13 protein-coding genes are annotated in these 16,315 nt (G+C 66.1%); 4 read left to right on the top strand and 9 right to left on the bottom strand.

The window, feature by feature from the left end; translation table 11 throughout:
* Positions 1–397: 397 nt before the first annotated feature.
* From NJT13_RS14715 to NJT13_RS14745, 7 genes are all read right to left on the bottom strand, one after another.
* Positions 398–1,270: an aminotransferase class IV gene (locus NJT13_RS14715; RefSeq protein ID WP_254522393.1), complete on the bottom strand. Its 873-nt coding sequence runs from the start codon at positions 1,268–1,270 to the stop codon at positions 398–400.
* Positions 1,263–1,976 (bottom strand): anthranilate synthase component II, encoded by a 714-nt coding sequence (locus tag NJT13_RS14720; RefSeq protein WP_254525467.1) that lies wholly within the window; start codon positions 1,974–1,976, stop codon positions 1,263–1,265. Before NJT13_RS14720 ends, NJT13_RS14715 begins: the two co-directional genes overlap by 8 nt.
* A gap of 10 nt (positions 1,977–1,986) precedes the next feature.
* Complete coding sequence (pabB, locus tag NJT13_RS14725) at positions 1,987–3,594, bottom strand: aminodeoxychorismate synthase, component I (protein ID WP_254522394.1); 1,608 nt, start codon at positions 3,592–3,594, stop codon at positions 1,987–1,989.
* A 164-nt stretch (positions 3,595–3,758) separates the two neighbouring features.
* A complete protein-coding gene (locus NJT13_RS14730) occupies positions 3,759–4,673 on the bottom strand; it encodes a helix-hairpin-helix domain-containing protein (RefSeq protein WP_254522395.1) in 915 nt (304 codons plus the stop codon).
* Positions 4,674–4,745: 72 nt separating this feature from the next.
* Positions 4,746–5,549: a shikimate dehydrogenase gene (locus NJT13_RS14735; RefSeq protein WP_254525468.1), complete on the bottom strand. Its 804-nt coding sequence runs from the start codon at positions 5,547–5,549 to the stop codon at positions 4,746–4,748.
* A gap of 115 nt (positions 5,550–5,664) precedes the next feature.
* Entirely contained in the window at positions 5,665–6,666 is a 1,002-nt protein-coding gene (locus NJT13_RS14740; RefSeq protein WP_254522396.1) for a DUF7344 domain-containing protein, read from the bottom strand.
* A gap of 67 nt (positions 6,667–6,733) precedes the next feature.
* On the bottom strand, positions 6,734–9,181 hold the full coding sequence (locus NJT13_RS14745) for a PAS domain S-box protein (RefSeq protein WP_254522397.1): 2,448 nt from the start codon (positions 9,179–9,181) through the stop codon (positions 6,734–6,736).
* 186 nt (positions 9,182–9,367) lie between these two features.
* On the opposite strand from NJT13_RS14745, the gene NJT13_RS14750 reads away from it, so the two are divergent.
* The 3 genes from NJT13_RS14750 to NJT13_RS14760 all read left to right on the top strand — a co-directional run bounded on the left by NJT13_RS14750 (position 9,368) and on the right by NJT13_RS14760 (position 13,085).
* Positions 9,368–10,834: a D-aminoacyl-tRNA deacylase gene (locus tag NJT13_RS14750; RefSeq protein ID WP_254522398.1), complete on the top strand. Its 1,467-nt coding sequence runs from the start codon at positions 9,368–9,370 to the stop codon at positions 10,832–10,834.
* A gap of 159 nt (positions 10,835–10,993) precedes the next feature.
* The gene (gene ftsZ / locus NJT13_RS14755; RefSeq protein ID WP_254522399.1) at positions 10,994–12,166 is read left to right on the top strand and encodes a cell division protein FtsZ; all 1,173 of its coding nucleotides are present in this window, start codon (positions 10,994–10,996) and stop codon (positions 12,164–12,166) included.
* Positions 12,167–12,398: 232 nt separating this feature from the next.
* On the top strand, positions 12,399–13,085 hold the full coding sequence (locus NJT13_RS14760; protein ID WP_254522400.1) for a hypothetical protein: 687 nt from the start codon (positions 12,399–12,401) through the stop codon (positions 13,083–13,085).
* Positions 13,086–13,176: 91 nt separating this feature from the next.
* Here the strand turns inward: NJT13_RS14760 and NJT13_RS14765 are convergent, their stop codons facing one another.
* Both NJT13_RS14765 and NJT13_RS14770 read right to left on the bottom strand, forming a co-directional pair.
* A complete protein-coding gene (locus NJT13_RS14765) occupies positions 13,177–13,962 on the bottom strand; it encodes a helix-turn-helix transcriptional regulator (protein ID WP_254522401.1) in 786 nt (261 codons plus the stop codon).
* Positions 13,963–14,315: 353 nt separating this feature from the next.
* A complete protein-coding gene (locus NJT13_RS14770; protein WP_254522402.1) occupies positions 14,316–14,951 on the bottom strand; it encodes a rubrerythrin family protein in 636 nt (211 codons plus the stop codon).
* A 105-nt stretch (positions 14,952–15,056) separates the two neighbouring features.
* Between NJT13_RS14770 and NJT13_RS14775 the strand changes: the two genes are divergently transcribed.
* On the top strand, positions 15,057–16,232 hold the full coding sequence (locus NJT13_RS14775; protein ID WP_254522403.1) for an MBL fold metallo-hydrolase: 1,176 nt from the start codon (positions 15,057–15,059) through the stop codon (positions 16,230–16,232).
* Positions 16,233–16,315 lie beyond the last annotated feature (83 nt).

A 16,315-nucleotide genomic window follows, 5' to 3' on the forward strand; every position in this document is an offset into this window, starting at 1 on the left:
AATTGCAAAATGAGAAATCGATATGATTCTCTTGGAACTGGGCCATATTCGAGTGGAGCGACCGACCGGGGTCGTGGTCGCCACCTCATCCAGTGGGGCGTCAAAATACAGGCAAAAATATCCTCGAACAAAACCCAACGAATCGGTGGCGCGTTTGATTGACGAACGCCGATCTCGAGAACCCCCCGAAAATCGGACCGTCACGGGGGTCGATGCAGTTCCGAAACGGTTCTGAGCCGTGACATCTGACCCGAATACCGATTCCGACGGCACGGAACGCTCGAGGCCAACGGACCGGGACGATGGACGCCGTTTCTGTACCGATCCCCGGTAAAACGCTCGGATTCGAGGAGACAGCCGTCCGACCGACCGTCCGGACCGGGGCCGTCGACACCGTCTATCGGTAACAGGATTCCTCGACTCGCTCGTCGTAGAGCCGCGAAAGTTGTTCGGTGACGGGACCACCCCCGATCGGCTCGCCATCGAGGGTCGTGATCGGCCGTACTTCCCAGGTCCGATTCGTGAGAAACGCCTCGTCGGCTTCCAGGAGGTCGCCCGGTTCGTACCGACCTTCCTGGACCGGAATGCCGGCCTCACGAGCGAGTTCGAGTACTGCGGCTCGTGTAATCCCCGGCAAGATCGGCCCGTCGGTCGAGGGCGTGTGAAGCGTCCCGTCGCGGACGAACCACAGGTTACTCGTCGCGCCCTCCGTGAGTCGCCCGTCGAGATCGCACATGAGGGCCTCGTCCGAATCCGAGCCCAGTTCCGCGCGCGCGAGAATCCCGTTCAAGTAGTTGTGGGTCTTCGCCGCGGCCGGAATCGCTTCGTCGGGAATTCGGCGGGTCTCGACCGTTTCGACCGTCGCCGGACCGTCCCAGACGGGTTCTCCCTCGAGCCCGCCGCGGGGCAGTGGGGTCACGTATACGACGACGGTCGGATCGACCGCGGGCTGGGGGGTGAGTTTTCCTGGCTGGACTCCGCGGGAGATCGAGAGGCGAACGTACGCGTCCGCCAGATCGTTCGCTGCCAGCGTCTCGTCGACGCGCGTTCGTAGCTCGTCGGCCGACAACCCGTGGTCGAGCGACAGTATCTCACAGGTCCGCTCGAGGCGCTCGAGGTGGGTTCGCCACGCGAAGATCGTCCCGCCGTATGCGCGAAGGGTCTCGAACGCGGCGTCGCCGTACCGAAATCCTCGGTCATCGACGCTGACGGTCGCTTCGTCGGCGGGGACGAGGTCGCCGTCGACGTGATAGCGCACCTCGCTACTCATCGCTGACCACCTCGTCTGGTCCGACCGCCGCGGCGAACCGACAGAAGTTCGCGATCATTCGCTTGCCGAGCGCTAACGAAATCTGCTCTCCGTTGCGGGTGCCGTCCGCCTCGCCCGACTCGTCGCTCCCCTCGACCGCCACGATACTCTCGTGGTCGGCCCCGGTCGCCGAACCCGGTCGCGCTCGTGTGAGTATGCTCTCGGGGTGGAACTGGACCCCGACGTGTGGCTTTTCTCGGTGGCGAACCGCCATCAAGACGCCGCGGCCATCGGTCGTGCTGGCGGTTTCCTCGAGCGCGGCCGGCAGATCCGCGCGGTCGACCGAAAGCGAGTGATAGCGGCCGACCCGAAACGTCGACGGAAGTCCGTGGAAGATCCCATCGCCGTCGTGACTGATCGTCGACGGTTTCCCGTGAACTACCTCGGGTGCGTGGACGACCGGCGCACCGTGTGCCGCACACAGCGCCTGGTGACCGAGACAGACGCCCAGAATGGGGTAGTCGGTCGCGTCGAACAACGGGATCGAGATACCGGCCTCCTGTGGCGTCCCCGGGCCCGGCGAGACGACGATCCCGGTCGGCTGGAGGTCGCGAACCTCCTCGAGGTCGATCTCGTCGTTGCGGCGGACGACGACCTCGTCCGCGATTTCTCCGACGTACTGGACGAGATTGTACGCGAACGAATCGTAGTTGTCGACGAGGAGCATTCGCGTCGTTTCAGTCACCAGCCTCACCTCCGTCTGCCCGTTCCGGGCGGGCTACGTCGTCCGATTCGAGGCCGAGTTCGGCTCGCTCGCCGAGTGCTTCGTCGACCGCCGTGATGAGCGCGCGGGCCTTATCCAGGGTCTCGTCGTACTCGCAGACGGGTTCCGAGTCGTGGACGATGCCCGCTCCGACCCGGAGGTGGTACTCGTCGCCGTGGCGAACCAGCGTCCGAATGACGATGTTTAGGGTGGCTCGACCGTCGAAGCCGAAGATTCCGACACTCCCGGTGTAGGGGCCGCGGCGGGTCGTCTCGAGCCGATCGATGATCTCCATCGTCCGCGGTTTGGGAGCGCCGGTGATCGTCCCGCCCGGAAAGACCGCCGCGACGGCAGCTGCGAGCGTTTCGTCGGAGCGGAGTCGGCCGGTCACGTTCGAGACGAGATGCATCACCTCGGCGTACCGGTCGATTCGTCGGTATTCCGAGACGTCGACGGACCCGTACTCGCAGACCTTCCCGAGGTCGTTTCGCTCCAGATCGACCAGCATCGCGTGTTCCGCGCGCTCTTTCTCGTCAGTCAGCAAGTCGGCTTCGAGGGCGCCATCCTCCGCGGGCGACTCTCCGCGCGGTCGCGTTCCGGCGATGGGCTCCGTGCGAACGAAATCCCCGTCTCGCTCGAGCAAGAGTTCCGGACTCGCACTCACCAGATCGGCTGCTCGAAATTCGAGGAGGCAGGAGTAAGGTGCCGGGTTGACCCGCCGCAGGGCGTCGTACGCCGCGACGGGGTGGACTGCGGCGGGTGCGACCAGCCGCTGGGAGACGTTCGCCTGAAACGTGTCGCCGTCGCGAACGCACGCTTTGACCCGACGCACGCGGTCGGCGAACTGCTCGCGGCCGCAGTCGCTTTCGAACGTCGCTTCCGAAGTCGATACGGGCGGGTCGCCGATTCCGGAATCGCCGTCGCTGGCCGACCTGGCGAGATCCAGTGCGCGGGACCGCCCGCGCTCGTAAGCGGCCTCGATCGCGGCATCCGAGAGCCGATCGTCGGCACGGGCGCTGCTATCGATCCGCGGACAGGCGGTTATCCGAAGCGTCACGTCGCGGTCCGTCGGCGCCTCCCAGGCGGCGAGACGATCGTAGACCGCCGCTTCGAGTCGCGGGAGATTCCGGTCGTCGACGGACGAGTCGGGTAACTCCTCGAGTTCGCGGGCGACGTCGTAGGAGAGCCAGCCGACGGCACCGCAGGGGTACGGCACGTCGCAATCCCCGCGAACCAGTCGATCGGCGTGCAAGAGGCCCTCCAACGCGTCGAGCGTCGGTGACAGCGTCTCGTCTCTCGTCCGCGACGTTGCCGTGGCGCTGACGGTGAGCCGATCGACCGGACCGACGCCGAAGTAGCTCCAGCCGGGCTGACCGCCGCTCGTCTCGAGGAAGGCGGACCCGTGGCCGTCGCGCGCCCGACGGTACGCGAGAAATGGGTCCTCGACGGTCACGCGCGCCTCGACGGGGACGCGAACGCCGGTGTGCGTCGTCGATTCGTCGCGGTCCGCGGCCGGCATGCGGCCGTCGCGAGCGGCGGCGCGAAACGAGTCGAGCGTCGTGACGACGCGCGGATCGCTCATGTCCTCGGGAAGGTGACGGGCAGGTAATCGTTTTGCGATTCGAGCTTCGGAGAAACAGGTGTGCAGGGTGGTCGACTACGTGCTGAGATCCGGTCGTGACGAAGCGAAGCGACGTCGTAATCGACGACTCGGGTGGAGGCGTCGACGGGGTCGAGTTCGGCTCTTCACCTGACTTCGGCGCGGTCGATCCAGCCCTGAATGCGCGTCTCCGAGATGTCCGTCTGTTCGGCCAGTTCGGCTGCGTCAGCGTCGGCGAGTTCGCCGACTGTCTCGACGCCTGCGCCGGTGAGGCGGTCTGCATAGGCCGGGCCGATTCCCTTGATAGAGTCGACCGGCTCCTGGGTGGTCGACTCCGACTCGGGTTCTGAATCGGGGGCATCCGACGTGGCGCTTTCCGCCGTCTCGGATTCGGTCGCTTCCGCCGTCTCGGATTCGGTCGCTTCCGCCGTCTCGGATTCGGTCGCTTCCGCCGTCTCGGACTCGGCTGTTTCCGCCGTCTCGGACTCGGCTGTTTCCGCCGTCTCGGACTCGGCTGTTTCCGCCGTCTCGGATTCGGTCGCTTCCGCCGTCTCGGACTCGGCTGTTTCCGCCGTCTCGGATTCCACCGCCGTCTCGTCGTCGCCGGTCGGTTCCGCGAGAGCGTCAGACTCGCTTTCGTCGGCTTCGGATGGAGTCTCGGTTTCGGGTTCGGCTTCCGTCGCTGCATCCGTGTCGGGTTCGGCCTCCTGAACGGGCGACTCTCCCTCGGAGAGGTCCGGCGTTTTCTCCGTCGTCGGAGCGCCGGCTTCCGTCTCCGGACCCGCCGCTTCCGACGGTTCAGCGCCCTCCTCCGGGGCGTCCGTCGGCTCGGTCAGCGACTCCGTCGAACCCGCCGCGCTGGTTCCGGCTGCGGCCGACTGCGGCGGCTGCGCGGTCTTCGTCTCTTTCGTTTCGTCCCGATCAGCGCCGACGTTCGCGCCACGTCCGTCGTCCGTCGACCCTTCTCGCTCGACCGTTACCCCAACCTCTCGAGCGCCCCCGCGCTCCGAGTCCGACCCGTCGAACCCCAACAGGGACTTCAGTTTTTGGAGGATTGCCATTATCCCGGTGTAGTCGTCTCCGACACTTAAATTCGCCTGATACTGTCAAAGAAGACAGGTTCGGTGGGCCCCTCACAGCCGCGACCGAAGCGCCTCGTTCATGACCGCGACCGGTGCCTCCCGCCCCGTCCAGATTTCGAACGCCTCGACCCCCTGGTAGAGTAGCATCCACGCGCCGTCGACGGTCGTCGCTCCGGCGTCCGCGGCGTCGCGCAGCAATCGCGTCTCGAGCGGTCGGTAGACGGCGTCCAGAACGGCGAGGTCGTCGTGGAGCGCGTCGGCGGGGACAGGCGAGACGTCGGTCTCCATCCCGACGCTCGTGGCGTTGACGACTACCTCGGCGTTCGCCACCAGTTGGCCGAGTTCCGCCAGTCCGTAGCCGGTCGCTCGAGGCACTTCCTCGGCCAGGTCGTGCGCTTTCGGCTCGGTTCGGTTGGCGATCGCGACGGTCGCCCCGGCGTCGGCGAGACCGAAGGCGATCGCCCGACCGGCACCGCCGGCGCCGACGACGACCGCCCGCGCCCCCTCGAGGGACACCTCGTGATCGTGCAGCGCGCGGAGTGCGCCGACGGCGTCGGTGTTGTATCCCGTCGGCGGTCCCGACCCCGAGAAATCGATCGTGTTGACCGCGCCGATCCGGCTCGCCAGATCTTCGGGCGCGACGATCTCGAGGGCGTCCTGCTTGAACGGAATCGTCACGTTGAGCCCCGCGATTCCGAGCGCATCGGCGCCGAAGATCGCGTCCCCGAGCGCCGTCCGATCGGGCTCGAAGGTCACGTAGCGGGCGTCCATCCCGAGTTCGTCGTAAGCGGCCTCGTGCATCGGCGGCGACAGCGAGTGGCCCACCGGGTTGCCGAGCAAACCGTATACGTCCATAGCCATCGTTTGCTCCCATTCCGAGCGGCGAGACTATAATCGGTCTGGCTCGCGTCGTGACGCCGTTTACGTCCACGACACCGAATTCGTCACCGTCCGACGTTCACCCAGTGATTCACGTCGACGGGGGGCCGTCGTGCGGATCGCTCACGGCCGAGGACGGCTCCGAGGGTGTCGGTATTTCCCGGGACGATGGCCCGCTGGCGCTCGAACGTCCCGCGGGCGGCTGTGCCAGCGTCCACAACACCCTGTCGCGATCGGCGGCGGTCGTCGCCTCGTCCGCCGCCGGCGCGTCGGTCGCCGCGGTCCCGTCGTCAGACGGTGCGTCAGCCATCGGTTCGTCCGAAACCGGACGTCTCTGGGACGCACCGTCCGACTGATCCTCTCGAACGTCGGCGACGTCGGAGAGCGGCCCCTCGAGCAACCAGTCCGTCTCCCACTGAGGGGCGTCGGAGGCGAGCGAAACGCGCTTTGCCGCCACGTCGTACGAAACGAGGCCGGCATCTGCCAGTGCGGGAAGGTGTGAGTGGACGAGCGAACTGATGACGGGCGCGGCGTCCGCGTCGGTCACCTCGGCGGGAACCGTTTCGCCGTCGTCTTCCAGCGCGACGATCGCCGCGCCCAGATCGGAGAGGGAAAGCCGTTCGCGCCGCGTTGCGAGAACGGCACAGACCGCTCGGCGACGCGGCGCGGAAAGTGCGCCGAGCGTCCTGTTCAGCGTCGCCTCGTCGAACCCCAGCGTCTCACCGGTCGGGTCGGCGAGGAGGGCCTCGACCCAGTCGATCTCGAGCATCGGGTGGTCGAGGAGTGTGACCGTCGTCGAGTCGCCACGCGATCGTCTTGACAGGACTCCGACGTCGACCAGCCGCGGGACGTGGGCGTGTCTCAGATCGATATGAATTTGCGTGCACTGATCGTCGGGAACGATCTGACGGCCGTGTTCCACGGTCGCGACCTCGGTCGCCAGCGCGTCGACTGACAGTCGCGTCGATGCCGCGGATCGATCCGTCCGTGCTGCGTCCGATCCCTCGAGTAACGCGGCGAGCACGTATCGCCGCCGCGGTTCCGCGAGGACGTCGACCGCAGTCGTCGCCTCGGAAGACGGGGGGAAACTCATTACCCGATAGAGACGACGAACGGGGGAAAGGTGTGTACCTGCATGCTCTGGTATCGTCGAGTGGTCGTCAGTCGTCCGTCCCGAAGTACGCCGAGAGCAGTTTCTCGAGTGCGACCCGGAGATGCTGATGGAAGGTCTGTCGGGCGATTTCGAGTCGATCCGCGACTTCCGATGCGTCGCTGTTTCGGGCCGGCCACTCGAAGTACCCGCCGTGATAGGCCGCCTCGAGGGCGAATCGCTGTTTCTCCGTGAGCAGCGATTCGACCGTGTGGCGGAAGTCGCCCCGCGTTTCGACGGGTCGGTCGACGGTTCGCTTCGAAACGAGTTCCGTCTCGGGATACGCCGACGTAATTCCGTCGACGAGTTCCCGCAGGTTGGCATCGCGACTCGCCTGAACGGTCAGTTTCCCGACGCCGTCGCGAACTACTTTCGACTGCAACCGCGCTCCGTACTCCGTGAGCAGTTCGGCGATCGCGGATCCGCGGACGACGATCTCCCAGTAGCTTTCGTCGTCGGTCGCGTCGACGAGTCGGTACTCGGATACCGCGTCGTCGTCGTCCACCCCCTCGCGAATTCGTTCGGGATCGGCTCCGGTGACGGTGAGGTAGTAGACGAACACCTCGTCCGTGAGCGGTAATAGGTGATCGAGTGACAGCTCGCAGCCGAGGTCCTCGGAGAGTCTGATACAGGTGTCACCACGGTCGGTCGACTCGAACTCGAGTTCGTCGATGGTGTCCATATAGAGGAGTTGCCGAACGACCATCGCGTTGATCGCGTGACCGATCGTGCCGCCGAACTCCTGTAATACCTCTCGCTCCCGATCGGCGAAGGCGTCGGCCTCGGCGGCGGCGACGACGATCGCACCGAACGTCCGATCGGTCGCGACGATCGGCACGACCGCGACCGAGTCACACCCGTGTTCGCGGGCGGTTGCTCGCCACTGGTCGACGGGACTCTCGCGTAGGTTCCGATATCGCTGGACGGTCCGCGTTTCGATCGGCGACGCCGCGTTCGCCTCGGCGGGCGGCTCGACGAACGACGTGAAGACGTCCTCGACCGTCGATTCGTCCACTCCGGCCCAGCTCACGGGGCCGACCGACTGTCGGTCGACCGGCGAGGCGGGATCGGTTCGTCCGATGACGGCGAACCGGTACGGATCGGCGGCTGCAAACCCCTCGACGATCGCCGACTCGATTTCGTCGCGGGTATCCGCGGTGACCATCGTCTCGTCGATCGTCCGAACGATCGCGTTCAATCGCTCGAGGCGCTCGAGTTCTCGCTCGCGGGCTTTCCGGTCGCTGATATCGCGGGCGACGCCGGTAAATCCGAGGACGGTGCCGTCGTCGTCGGTAATCCTGGCGCTGTTGAATTCGTAGTGGATGCGGTCCCCGTCACTGGTGAGAACTCGCCCTTCCGCGGTTACCCGTTCGCCCTCCTCGAGGATGCGATCGATCGCGTCCTCGATTCGATCTCGATCCTCCGGTGCGATGAACGTCAGCGGATTCACGTCGGCGAATTCCGCCGGCGTGTAGCCGGTCTCGCGTTCGAACTGGTCGTTCCACTGAATGAGGTTCCCCTCGGTGTCGTAGGCGTAGAGAACGTCGGGCTGTGCCTCGAGGACGCTTTCCGTGAAGGCTTTCTCCTCGCGAAGCGCCTGCTCGCGAGCCTTTCGCTCCCGGACGTTTCGACCGACGCCGGTAAACCCGAGGACGGCGCCGTCGTCGCCGGTGATGCGGGCGCTGTTGAACTCGTACGGGATCCGACGCCCGTCTTTCGTCAGCAGGTTCGCCTCTGCGGTGACGTACTCGTCTTCTTCGAGAACCCGCTGGATCACGTTCCGGATTCGCTCTCGGTCCTCCGGTGCGATGAACTCGACCGGATTCATGTCGGCCAGTTCCGCTTCGGTGTAGCCCGTCACCGCCGGCACCCGATCGTTCCACTCGAGGTAGTTCTCGTCCGAGTCGAACGCGTAGACGACGTCCGGTTGCGCCTCGAAGACGCTCTCGACGAAAGCCTTCTCCTCGCTCAGTTTCCGTTCGCGCTCGTGTCCCTCGGTTCGGTCCTGAACGAACCACACGTACCCGCCCATATCGTCGATTTCGAGACCGCCCTCGTCGCCGATCGTTCCGTCCTCGCGGATCGGCACGATCACTTCTCGGGCGAAGAACTGGCGCCCGTCGGCACGGACTCTCCAGGCCTTGTTCTCGACACTCCCGGCCGTTCGCGCCCGCTCGAGTACCCGTTCGGGCCGGCCGGATTCGCGCGCGGCCGCCGGAAAGAAGCGTCGGTAGTGCGAGCCGACGACAGTCTCGTCGTCGTAGCCGGTGAGTCGTCGTGCCCCGTCGTTCCACGCGGAAACGGTCCCGTCGGTGTCGAACGTGGCAACGGCGCAGTCGCCGACGAGCATACTGAAATCGTGGACGTCGAATTGACAGTCGACCGCCTCGTCGGTGTGCGTTTCGTGACGATCGGAGCCGTTCGCCGACTCCGTTCTCTCGGGCGGATTCTCGCTCATGGCAGCCACCAAACCACAGTGGTCTTTTTTCCGTTTCCACGTCCGAATAACTAACGGGCTGCGTTCGCCACGCGATTATAGTGCGGGGCCGATCGGAAGCGGATCGTGGGGCATCTCGAAGCACGTCATCTCGGGGACCCCGCCGAAAGCGCAGACTATTCCTCTTCACGGTACCGAGGCCTTCTCGTGATCGCGATCGTCGAAAGCCGCGCCGACCGCGCCTCGAGACACATCTGTGACAAACTCCGCGACCACGCCGACTGGGGCCGCGCCGAGGACGATACTCGAGCGGACGCCAACGGCGGCGGTAGCTACTACCTGATCGACGGGGCCGAACTCCGCACGTTCGACGAGTTACACATCGAACTCGAGCGCCCGGCGTCGGCCTTCGACTGCGATCCGGACCTGCTCGTCTTCGCGTCGCGTCACTCCGGCGACACCGGGGCGTTGCTGACGGGGCACTTCACCGGCAACTTCGGTCCGGCCGAGTTCGGCGGCGAACCGGACGCGCTGGCCGACGCCGCGCCGAACGCCCTGGCTCGTCTCCTCGAAGCCTTCGACGAGTACGCACCCGAATCGTACGACGTCGGTCTGGAGTGTACCCACCACGGCCCGACCGACGTGGGCTGTCCGTCGCTGTTCGCGGAACTCGGGAGCGGCGACGAACAGTGGGACGACCCGGCCGGGGCCGACGCGGTCGCCCGCGCCATTCTCGAGCTTCGAGACGTCGCCCCCCACCGCGAGCAACGCGAGAGCGATGCCCTCGCGAGCCCTCGGCAGCGCGATGTGGTCTCGCGCCGCCAGGTCGTCGGCTTCGGCGGTAACCACTACGTCCCGCGGTTCGAACGGATCGTCCGCGAGACGCCGTGGGCGGTCGGACACGTCGCCGCCGACTGGGCGCTCGAGGCGATGGGACACCCGACGGCCCACCGCGACGTGATAGAGCGGGCCTTCGAAGCGAGCAAGGCCGAATTCGCCCTTCTCGACGGCGAGTGGCCGGTCCTCGAGGAAATCCTGGGCGGCACGGACTACCGCGTCGTCAGCGAGACCTGGCTGCGCGAGGTCGGCGACCGGCCGCTCGATCTCGTCGACGCGATCGAGTCCGACCTCGGCCCGATCGACGACGGAATCCGCTTCGGTGAGCGGCTCTCGGAGACGTTTGCAGTCGTCGATTTGCCGGCAGACCTCGTCACGACGGCGGAGGGAATCAACCACGACCGCGTCCGAGCGATCGTCGAAGAAAACGCCGTCGCGTTCGCGACCGCCAACGGCGGCAGCCGCGTCGGCTCGCGGGCGGCGATCCCCCGGACCGGAAACCGGGACGAAATACGGGGCGGGACCGGCACCAGGGACGAAGCGGACGTCGATACCGGCCCCGACCGCGAAACCCGGATCGACTCGAGCGATCCACGTGCGGCGATCATCGCGGCACTGGCCGACATCCTCGAGGAAAAATACGACTCGGTTCGACTCGAGGACGATGCGGTCGTCGCCGAAGAGACGGCGTTCGATCCCGAACTGGCTCTCGAAGCCGGTGTTCCGGAGGGTCCGAAGTTCGGTGCGCTCGCCGAGGGGACCCCGGTCACGGTCGACGGGGAAACAGTCAGTCCCGAGAGAGTTCTAACCGAACGAACGCACCGATTCCCGATATGACCGGGCCGGACGACGACAGTAATACTCGTATACCCCCCGACGTCTCGCGAACTCGCCGCCGAAGCGAGCGAGTACGTAACACCTTATTAACGTGTCAGACGCTCGTCTGACGTCTAGGGGGAAAGGTAATTATGCTCCATCTTTTAGACAGGGCCAAGAATGGACTCTATCATCGACGACGCAATCGACGAGGCCGAGAACGGGGACCCCGCCGGGGCTCCTCACGGCGCCCCGGGTGAGGGACAATCATCCGACGGTGACACATCGGAAAGCCGACAGACGGGGACGATGACCGACGACCAACTGGAGGACGTTCTGCAGGACCTTCAGACCGACATTACGGTCGTCGGCTGCGGCGGTGCCGGTGGCAACACGATCAATCGAATGCACGAGGAGGGCATCCACGGCGCGAAACTCGTCGCCGCCAACACCGACGTCCAGCACCTCGTCGAGATCGATGCCGACACCAAGATCCTCATGGGCGAGGAAAAGACCGGCGGTCGCGGAGCCGGTTCGTTGCCCCAGGTCGGAGAGGAAGCCGCCCTCGAGAGCCAGCAGGACATCTACGACGCCATCGACGGCTCGGACATGGTCTTCGTCACGGCCGGACTCGGCGGTGGCACCGGGACCGGCTCCGCGCCGGTCGTCGCCAAAGCCGCCCGAGAAGCCGGCGCGTTGACGATCTCGATCGTCACCACGCCCTTTACCGCCGAAGGTGAAGTCCGGCGGACCAACGCCGAGGCCGGACTCGAGCGCCTCCGCGACGTTTCCGACACCGTCATCGTCGTCCCCAACGACCGACTGCTCGACTCCGTCGGCAAGCTTCCCGTTCGACAGGCGTTCAAGGTCTCCGACGAGGTCCTGATGCGCTCGGTCAAGGGGATTACGGAACTCATCACGAAACCCGGCCTCGTCAACCTGGACTTCGCCGACGTCCGCACGGTCATGGAACGCGGCGGCGTGGCCATGATCGGACTCGGCGAAGCCGATTCCGAAGCCAAAGCGGAGGACTCCGTCAAGACCGCGCTGCGTTCGCCGCTGCTCGACGTCGACATCTCGGGGGCGAGTTCCGCGCTCGTCAACGTGACCGGCGGCAACGACATGGCAATCGAAGAAGCCGAGGGCGTCGTCGAGGAGATTTACGATCGGATCGACCCCGACGCCCGCATCATCTGGGGGACCTCGATCGACGAGAGCCTCGAGGGGAGCATGCGGACGATGATCGTCGTCACCGGCGTTCAGTCGCCCCAGATTTACGGGCGCCCCAACGGCGAGGCCAGCGTTCAGCCCGAAGCGCCCGCGCAAGGCGACGACATCGATTTCGTCGACTGACTCGCCGCGCCGACGGCCCGGTCGCACCACCGCCGTTCGGTCCACCGGGCCGATGCACTCGCGACGTTTTCGGAGCCGCGATCCCCGAGACCCGGCGGGTTCGGCCGTCTCATCCGTCCCCGATCGTCCATTCGTCTTTCTTTCGCCGGTCGACCGATCACATCGATACTTCAACCGGTGAAATTTTGTCACGGAGTGAGTACAAGATACCCGCGGACCTACCGCCAGGGTGATGGATTCACGCGCGAACGCTCGGTTCTCGAGACGACGACTGCTCTCCACGCTCGGTGTCGCGACGGCGGGATTGCTGGCCGGCTGTTCGAGTGACGGCGACTCACCCTCCGACTCGTCGGGGTCAGACGGCGGAAACGGGGGCACGGGTGACGGAGACGCCGACACCGGTGCGACCTGGAAACCGTTCGAATTCGACCGACCGATCACGTATACGTACGACGTGTACTCGCCCGACGACGGAGAAGGGACGCTGGTCTGGGACGTCACGGACGTGACCGACGACGGCGCGACGGTCTCCGTCCGCTACGACACGACGGAGACGCAGTTCGAAACGACCGTCAGCGGGACGAAAGCGGATCTCCAGAGCCAGTTGATCATGACGCCGGCCGGTCCGTTTATCATCGCGACGGTCTTTTCACCGACGATGGCCCAGTACGAGGGACGCACCCTCACCGTCGGCAACGAGTGGTCGTACTCCTCGCCGGACGGATCGATGCGATTCGAAGTCACGGAACAGCGATCCTACGCGGGTGTCGACTGTTACGCGTCCGTGACCGAAATAGACGGGAATACGGTCCACGAGGGTTGTTTCTCCCCGGAACTCGAGATGGCACCCTACACCGCGTACTACGACGAAGACGGACGACGAACCTACGAGATGTCGTTGGTCTCCGTCGAGGAGTGACGCGTCACCGACGCGGATCGTCTCACGACGGGCCCGTCTCCCGTCTCGTCGCCGCCGACTCGTCTCCCACGGACTGGCGTCGCTCGGATTCCTACACGACCCGGTCCGCCGCTGACCGATACTCTTCGAAAAGCTGTTCTCCCCACGCGTATGCGTCGGGATCGTCCGTGTCGGCGAAAACGGAGAGAATCCCCGACTCCGCGTCGTAGCCACCGATTCCGACCCGATCGTCGAACAGCGCCAGCCCGAACGGGAGTTCGTCGCGAGCCCAGAGCCTGAGATTCTCCCGTTGGAAGGCGTCGTCCGCGAGGTCGGTGTACTCCGACGCGAGTCGGTCGATCACCGGCGTCTCGAAGACGATATCGACCGGCATCCCGTCGAGAATGCGCTCGTGGATATCGTCGACGTACGTCGGTGCGACCGACGTCGTATCGCAGCCGCGCAGCGAGGAAGTGTCCTCGAGCAGGTCGATAAACCGGTTCAACGGCCGGTACGGATCGCGCGGTTCGACTACCGTGACGGTCGCGTCCGCGAACCAGTGGACATCGACGGCGACGGGGAGCGTCGCCGCCGAAAGGGTCTCGTACAGCGGTGCCAGCCGACGCGTCTCCACGACGGCGGCCCGGTAGGTTTCGACTGCGCGCCCCATCCGCGCGCCGAGGGGCGTCAACGCGTACCCGCTGTCCGTCCGCGTGATCCACTCCTTGTCGCGAAACGAGGCGAGGATCCGGTGTGTCGTCGCCGGCGACACTTCGAGGGCCGCTGCGAGTTCTGGTTTCTCGAGCGTCTCCGCGGCCAGAACGTCGAAGACCTCGTGCCGGCGGACCAGTTCCAGCAAGTCGTCCTGGAGATCGTCCTCGGACGGCGCCCCCTTCATTGGTCCTCCATGGAAAGTACCAGTCAAAAATCTTTTCATAGGGTGAATTCTGATCAGCGGATGAGTATAGATACGTCCGCCCTGCCGACGGACGAGAATTCGAGGCGAGCCCGCGCGTCCATCGGAGTCCGCGTTTCGACTTCGACTCGAGTCCGCGTTTTCGACGCCGTTCACGCTCCGGGTTCCAGGCCGGTTTGGCTTCCGGTCCGGGATCGGTTTCGCCCTCGGATCCGTTGCTCACCGCCGTTTCGCTGCAGTCGGCGCAGTCGTCGGTACGCCCGGGTTCTCTCGGCGGAGTTCGAAAGCGACGTCGTCCGTCGGTTCACGTCGACACGCCGGCGCGAGGAATCGGGTCAACAGATCGGCCTGGGATCGAGACCCAACTCGTCCAGCGAGTCCGCGTACGATTCGTACGCGACGTCGATCACGTATTCGGCGGACGCCCGTGCTCGGTCCCAGTCTCCGCTTTCGTCACAGACTTCCTCGAGCAACGCACCCGCCACGTCGCCCTGGGCAGCCGTTTCGGTCCGCAGGTCCCGAAACGAGTCCGCGAGTCGCTCGTCGCCGTCGTTGACGAAGAAGTTCACCACCTGGAGGTGCGTCCGGTCGCCGACCAGTGCGCGACCGACGGCACCGCCGAGGCGGTCCAACGTCGTCTCGAGGGATCGGAGACGGTCGTGCATCGGGCCGCCGTCGACGTCGGTGACCTCGTCCTCGCTGTCGAGCATGGCTACCACCCGATCGAAGTGGTCTCGCTCCTGGTCTCGAAACTCGGCGAAGGCGTCCCGTGCGCTCTCGTCTGCCTCGTCGTCGACCCACGTCTCGAAGGTCTCCGCGGCGGCGCACTCGCTGTCCGCTGCGGTCCTGAGAACGTGCTCCGCCGTCAGATCCGCGTCCGTGAGCGCGATCAGCAGTTTGGACGAGCCGAGTCGCTCGAGTTCGACGGACATCGATTCCTCGAGCGCGGACTGAAATTCGGTGGCGGTCATACGGAACTGACACCGCCGATCGTGTTGAACCTTGGCGGTGATCCGGGGAGCCTCGCCGACGGTTCGGGGCGCGACTTTACCCGCCTCGAGCGCGTACGTTCGGGCATGACAGACAGGAGCGACCACGCCGACCGACCGGGTGACGAGCAGCCCTCGATCGCTCCCGACGCGCTCGCCGACCGGCTGCGATCCGGCGACGCGATGACCGTCCTCGACGTCCGCGACCGCGACGAGTTCGATCGCTGGCACCTCGAGGGCGACGCCGTCGAGGCCGTCCAGATCCCCCACGTTCGCTTCATCCAGGCCCAGGCGACGGGCGGCGTCGACGACCTCGTAGCCGACCTGTCGGAGCCGATCGTCGCCGTCTGCGGTCGCGGGGAAGCGAGCGCCCACGCCGTCGGGCTCCTGCGGGAGGCGGGCATCGAAGCGCGCAATCTCGCCGGCGGGATGGACGCCTGGGCAGACCTCTATGCGGTCCGCGAACTCGAGGTCGACGCGCCCGCGAGAGTCTTCCAGTACGACCGGCCCTCGAGCGGGTGTCTCGCGTATTCGATCGTCAGCGGCAACGAAGCGGCGGTGATCGACCCGCTGCGGGCGTTTGCGGACCGATACGTGGCGGACGCCGCCGACTTCGGTGCCGACCTCACGTACGCGATCGACACGCACGTCCACGCCGATCACGTCAGCGGCGTCCGCGACCTCGCATCGCGGGCCGAAGCCGATGCCGTCCTTCCGGACGGCGCTCGCAGTCGCGGGCTCGCCTTCGACGCCGTGACCCTCGGGGACGGAGACGAACTCACCGTTGGCGAGACGACGCTGACGGCGGTGGCGACCCCCGGGCACACGACCGAATCGCTCTCCATTCGGCTGGATTCCGTGCTGTTCACGGGCGATACACTGTTCCTCGAGGGCGTCGGCCGGCCGGACCTGGAGGGCGGCAGCGAGGAGGCGCCGACGGCCGCGCGGCGACTCTACGAGAGCCTACGGGATCGAGTTCTCGAGCAGTCGCCCGAGACGGTGGTCGCGCCGGGTCACTACAGTACGGCCGCCGATCCTGGCGCCGACGGAACGTACGCCGACCGACTCGGGACGCTGCGCGATCGCCTCGCCGCGCTCTCGATGGCCGAAGACGAGTTCGTCGCCCACGCGACGACCGATCTCCCGCCGCGGCCGTCGAACCACGAGCGGATCGTCGCGACGAATCTCGGACTCGAGGACGTCGATCCCGAAACGGCGTTCGAACTCGAACTGGGACCGAACAACTGTGCGGTCGCCGACTGACGGTCGGGCCGACGGACGCAAAATGGCGTCGCGAGGCGGACCGGTCCGCCTCGCGTCGGTGGCAGGCGACGATCGACCGAAAT

The organism is Natrinema caseinilyticum (assembly GCF_024227435.1).
Lineage (GTDB): Archaea > Halobacteriota > Halobacteria > Halobacteriales > Natrialbaceae > Natrinema > Natrinema caseinilyticum.

Excerpts from the sequence above, each read along its gene's own strand:
- NJT13_RS14715 (WP_254522393.1), bottom strand. The coding sequence starts at position 1,270 with ATGAGTAGCGAGGTGCGCTATCACGTCGACGGCGACCTCGTCCCCGCC.
- NJT13_RS14720 (WP_254525467.1), bottom strand. The coding sequence starts at position 1,976 with ATGCTCCTCGTCGACAACTACGATTCGTTCGCGTACAATCTCGTCCAG.
- pabB (WP_254522394.1), bottom strand. The coding sequence starts at position 3,594 with ATGAGCGATCCGCGCGTCGTCACGACGCTCGACTCGTTTCGCGCCGCC.
- NJT13_RS14730 (WP_254522395.1), bottom strand. The coding sequence starts at position 4,673 with ATGGCAATCCTCCAAAAACTGAAGTCCCTGTTGGGGTTCGACGGGTCG.
- NJT13_RS14735 (WP_254525468.1), bottom strand. The coding sequence starts at position 5,549 with ATGGACGTATACGGTTTGCTCGGCAACCCGGTGGGCCACTCGCTGTCG.
- NJT13_RS14740 (WP_254522396.1), bottom strand. The coding sequence starts at position 6,666 with ATGAGTTTCCCCCCGTCTTCCGAGGCGACGACTGCGGTCGACGTCCTC.
- NJT13_RS14745 (WP_254522397.1), bottom strand. The coding sequence starts at position 9,181 with ATGAGCGAGAATCCGCCCGAGAGAACGGAGTCGGCGAACGGCTCCGAT.
- ftsZ (WP_254522399.1), top strand. The coding sequence starts at position 10,994 with ATGGACTCTATCATCGACGACGCAATCGACGAGGCCGAGAACGGGGAC.
- NJT13_RS14760 (WP_254522400.1), top strand. The coding sequence starts at position 12,399 with ATGGATTCACGCGCGAACGCTCGGTTCTCGAGACGACGACTGCTCTCC.
- NJT13_RS14765 (WP_254522401.1), bottom strand. The coding sequence starts at position 13,962 with ATGAAGGGGGCGCCGTCCGAGGACGATCTCCAGGACGACTTGCTGGAA.
- NJT13_RS14770 (WP_254522402.1), bottom strand. The coding sequence starts at position 14,951 with ATGACCGCCACCGAATTTCAGTCCGCGCTCGAGGAATCGATGTCCGTC.
- NJT13_RS14775 (WP_254522403.1), top strand. The coding sequence starts at position 15,057 with ATGACAGACAGGAGCGACCACGCCGACCGACCGGGTGACGAGCAGCCC.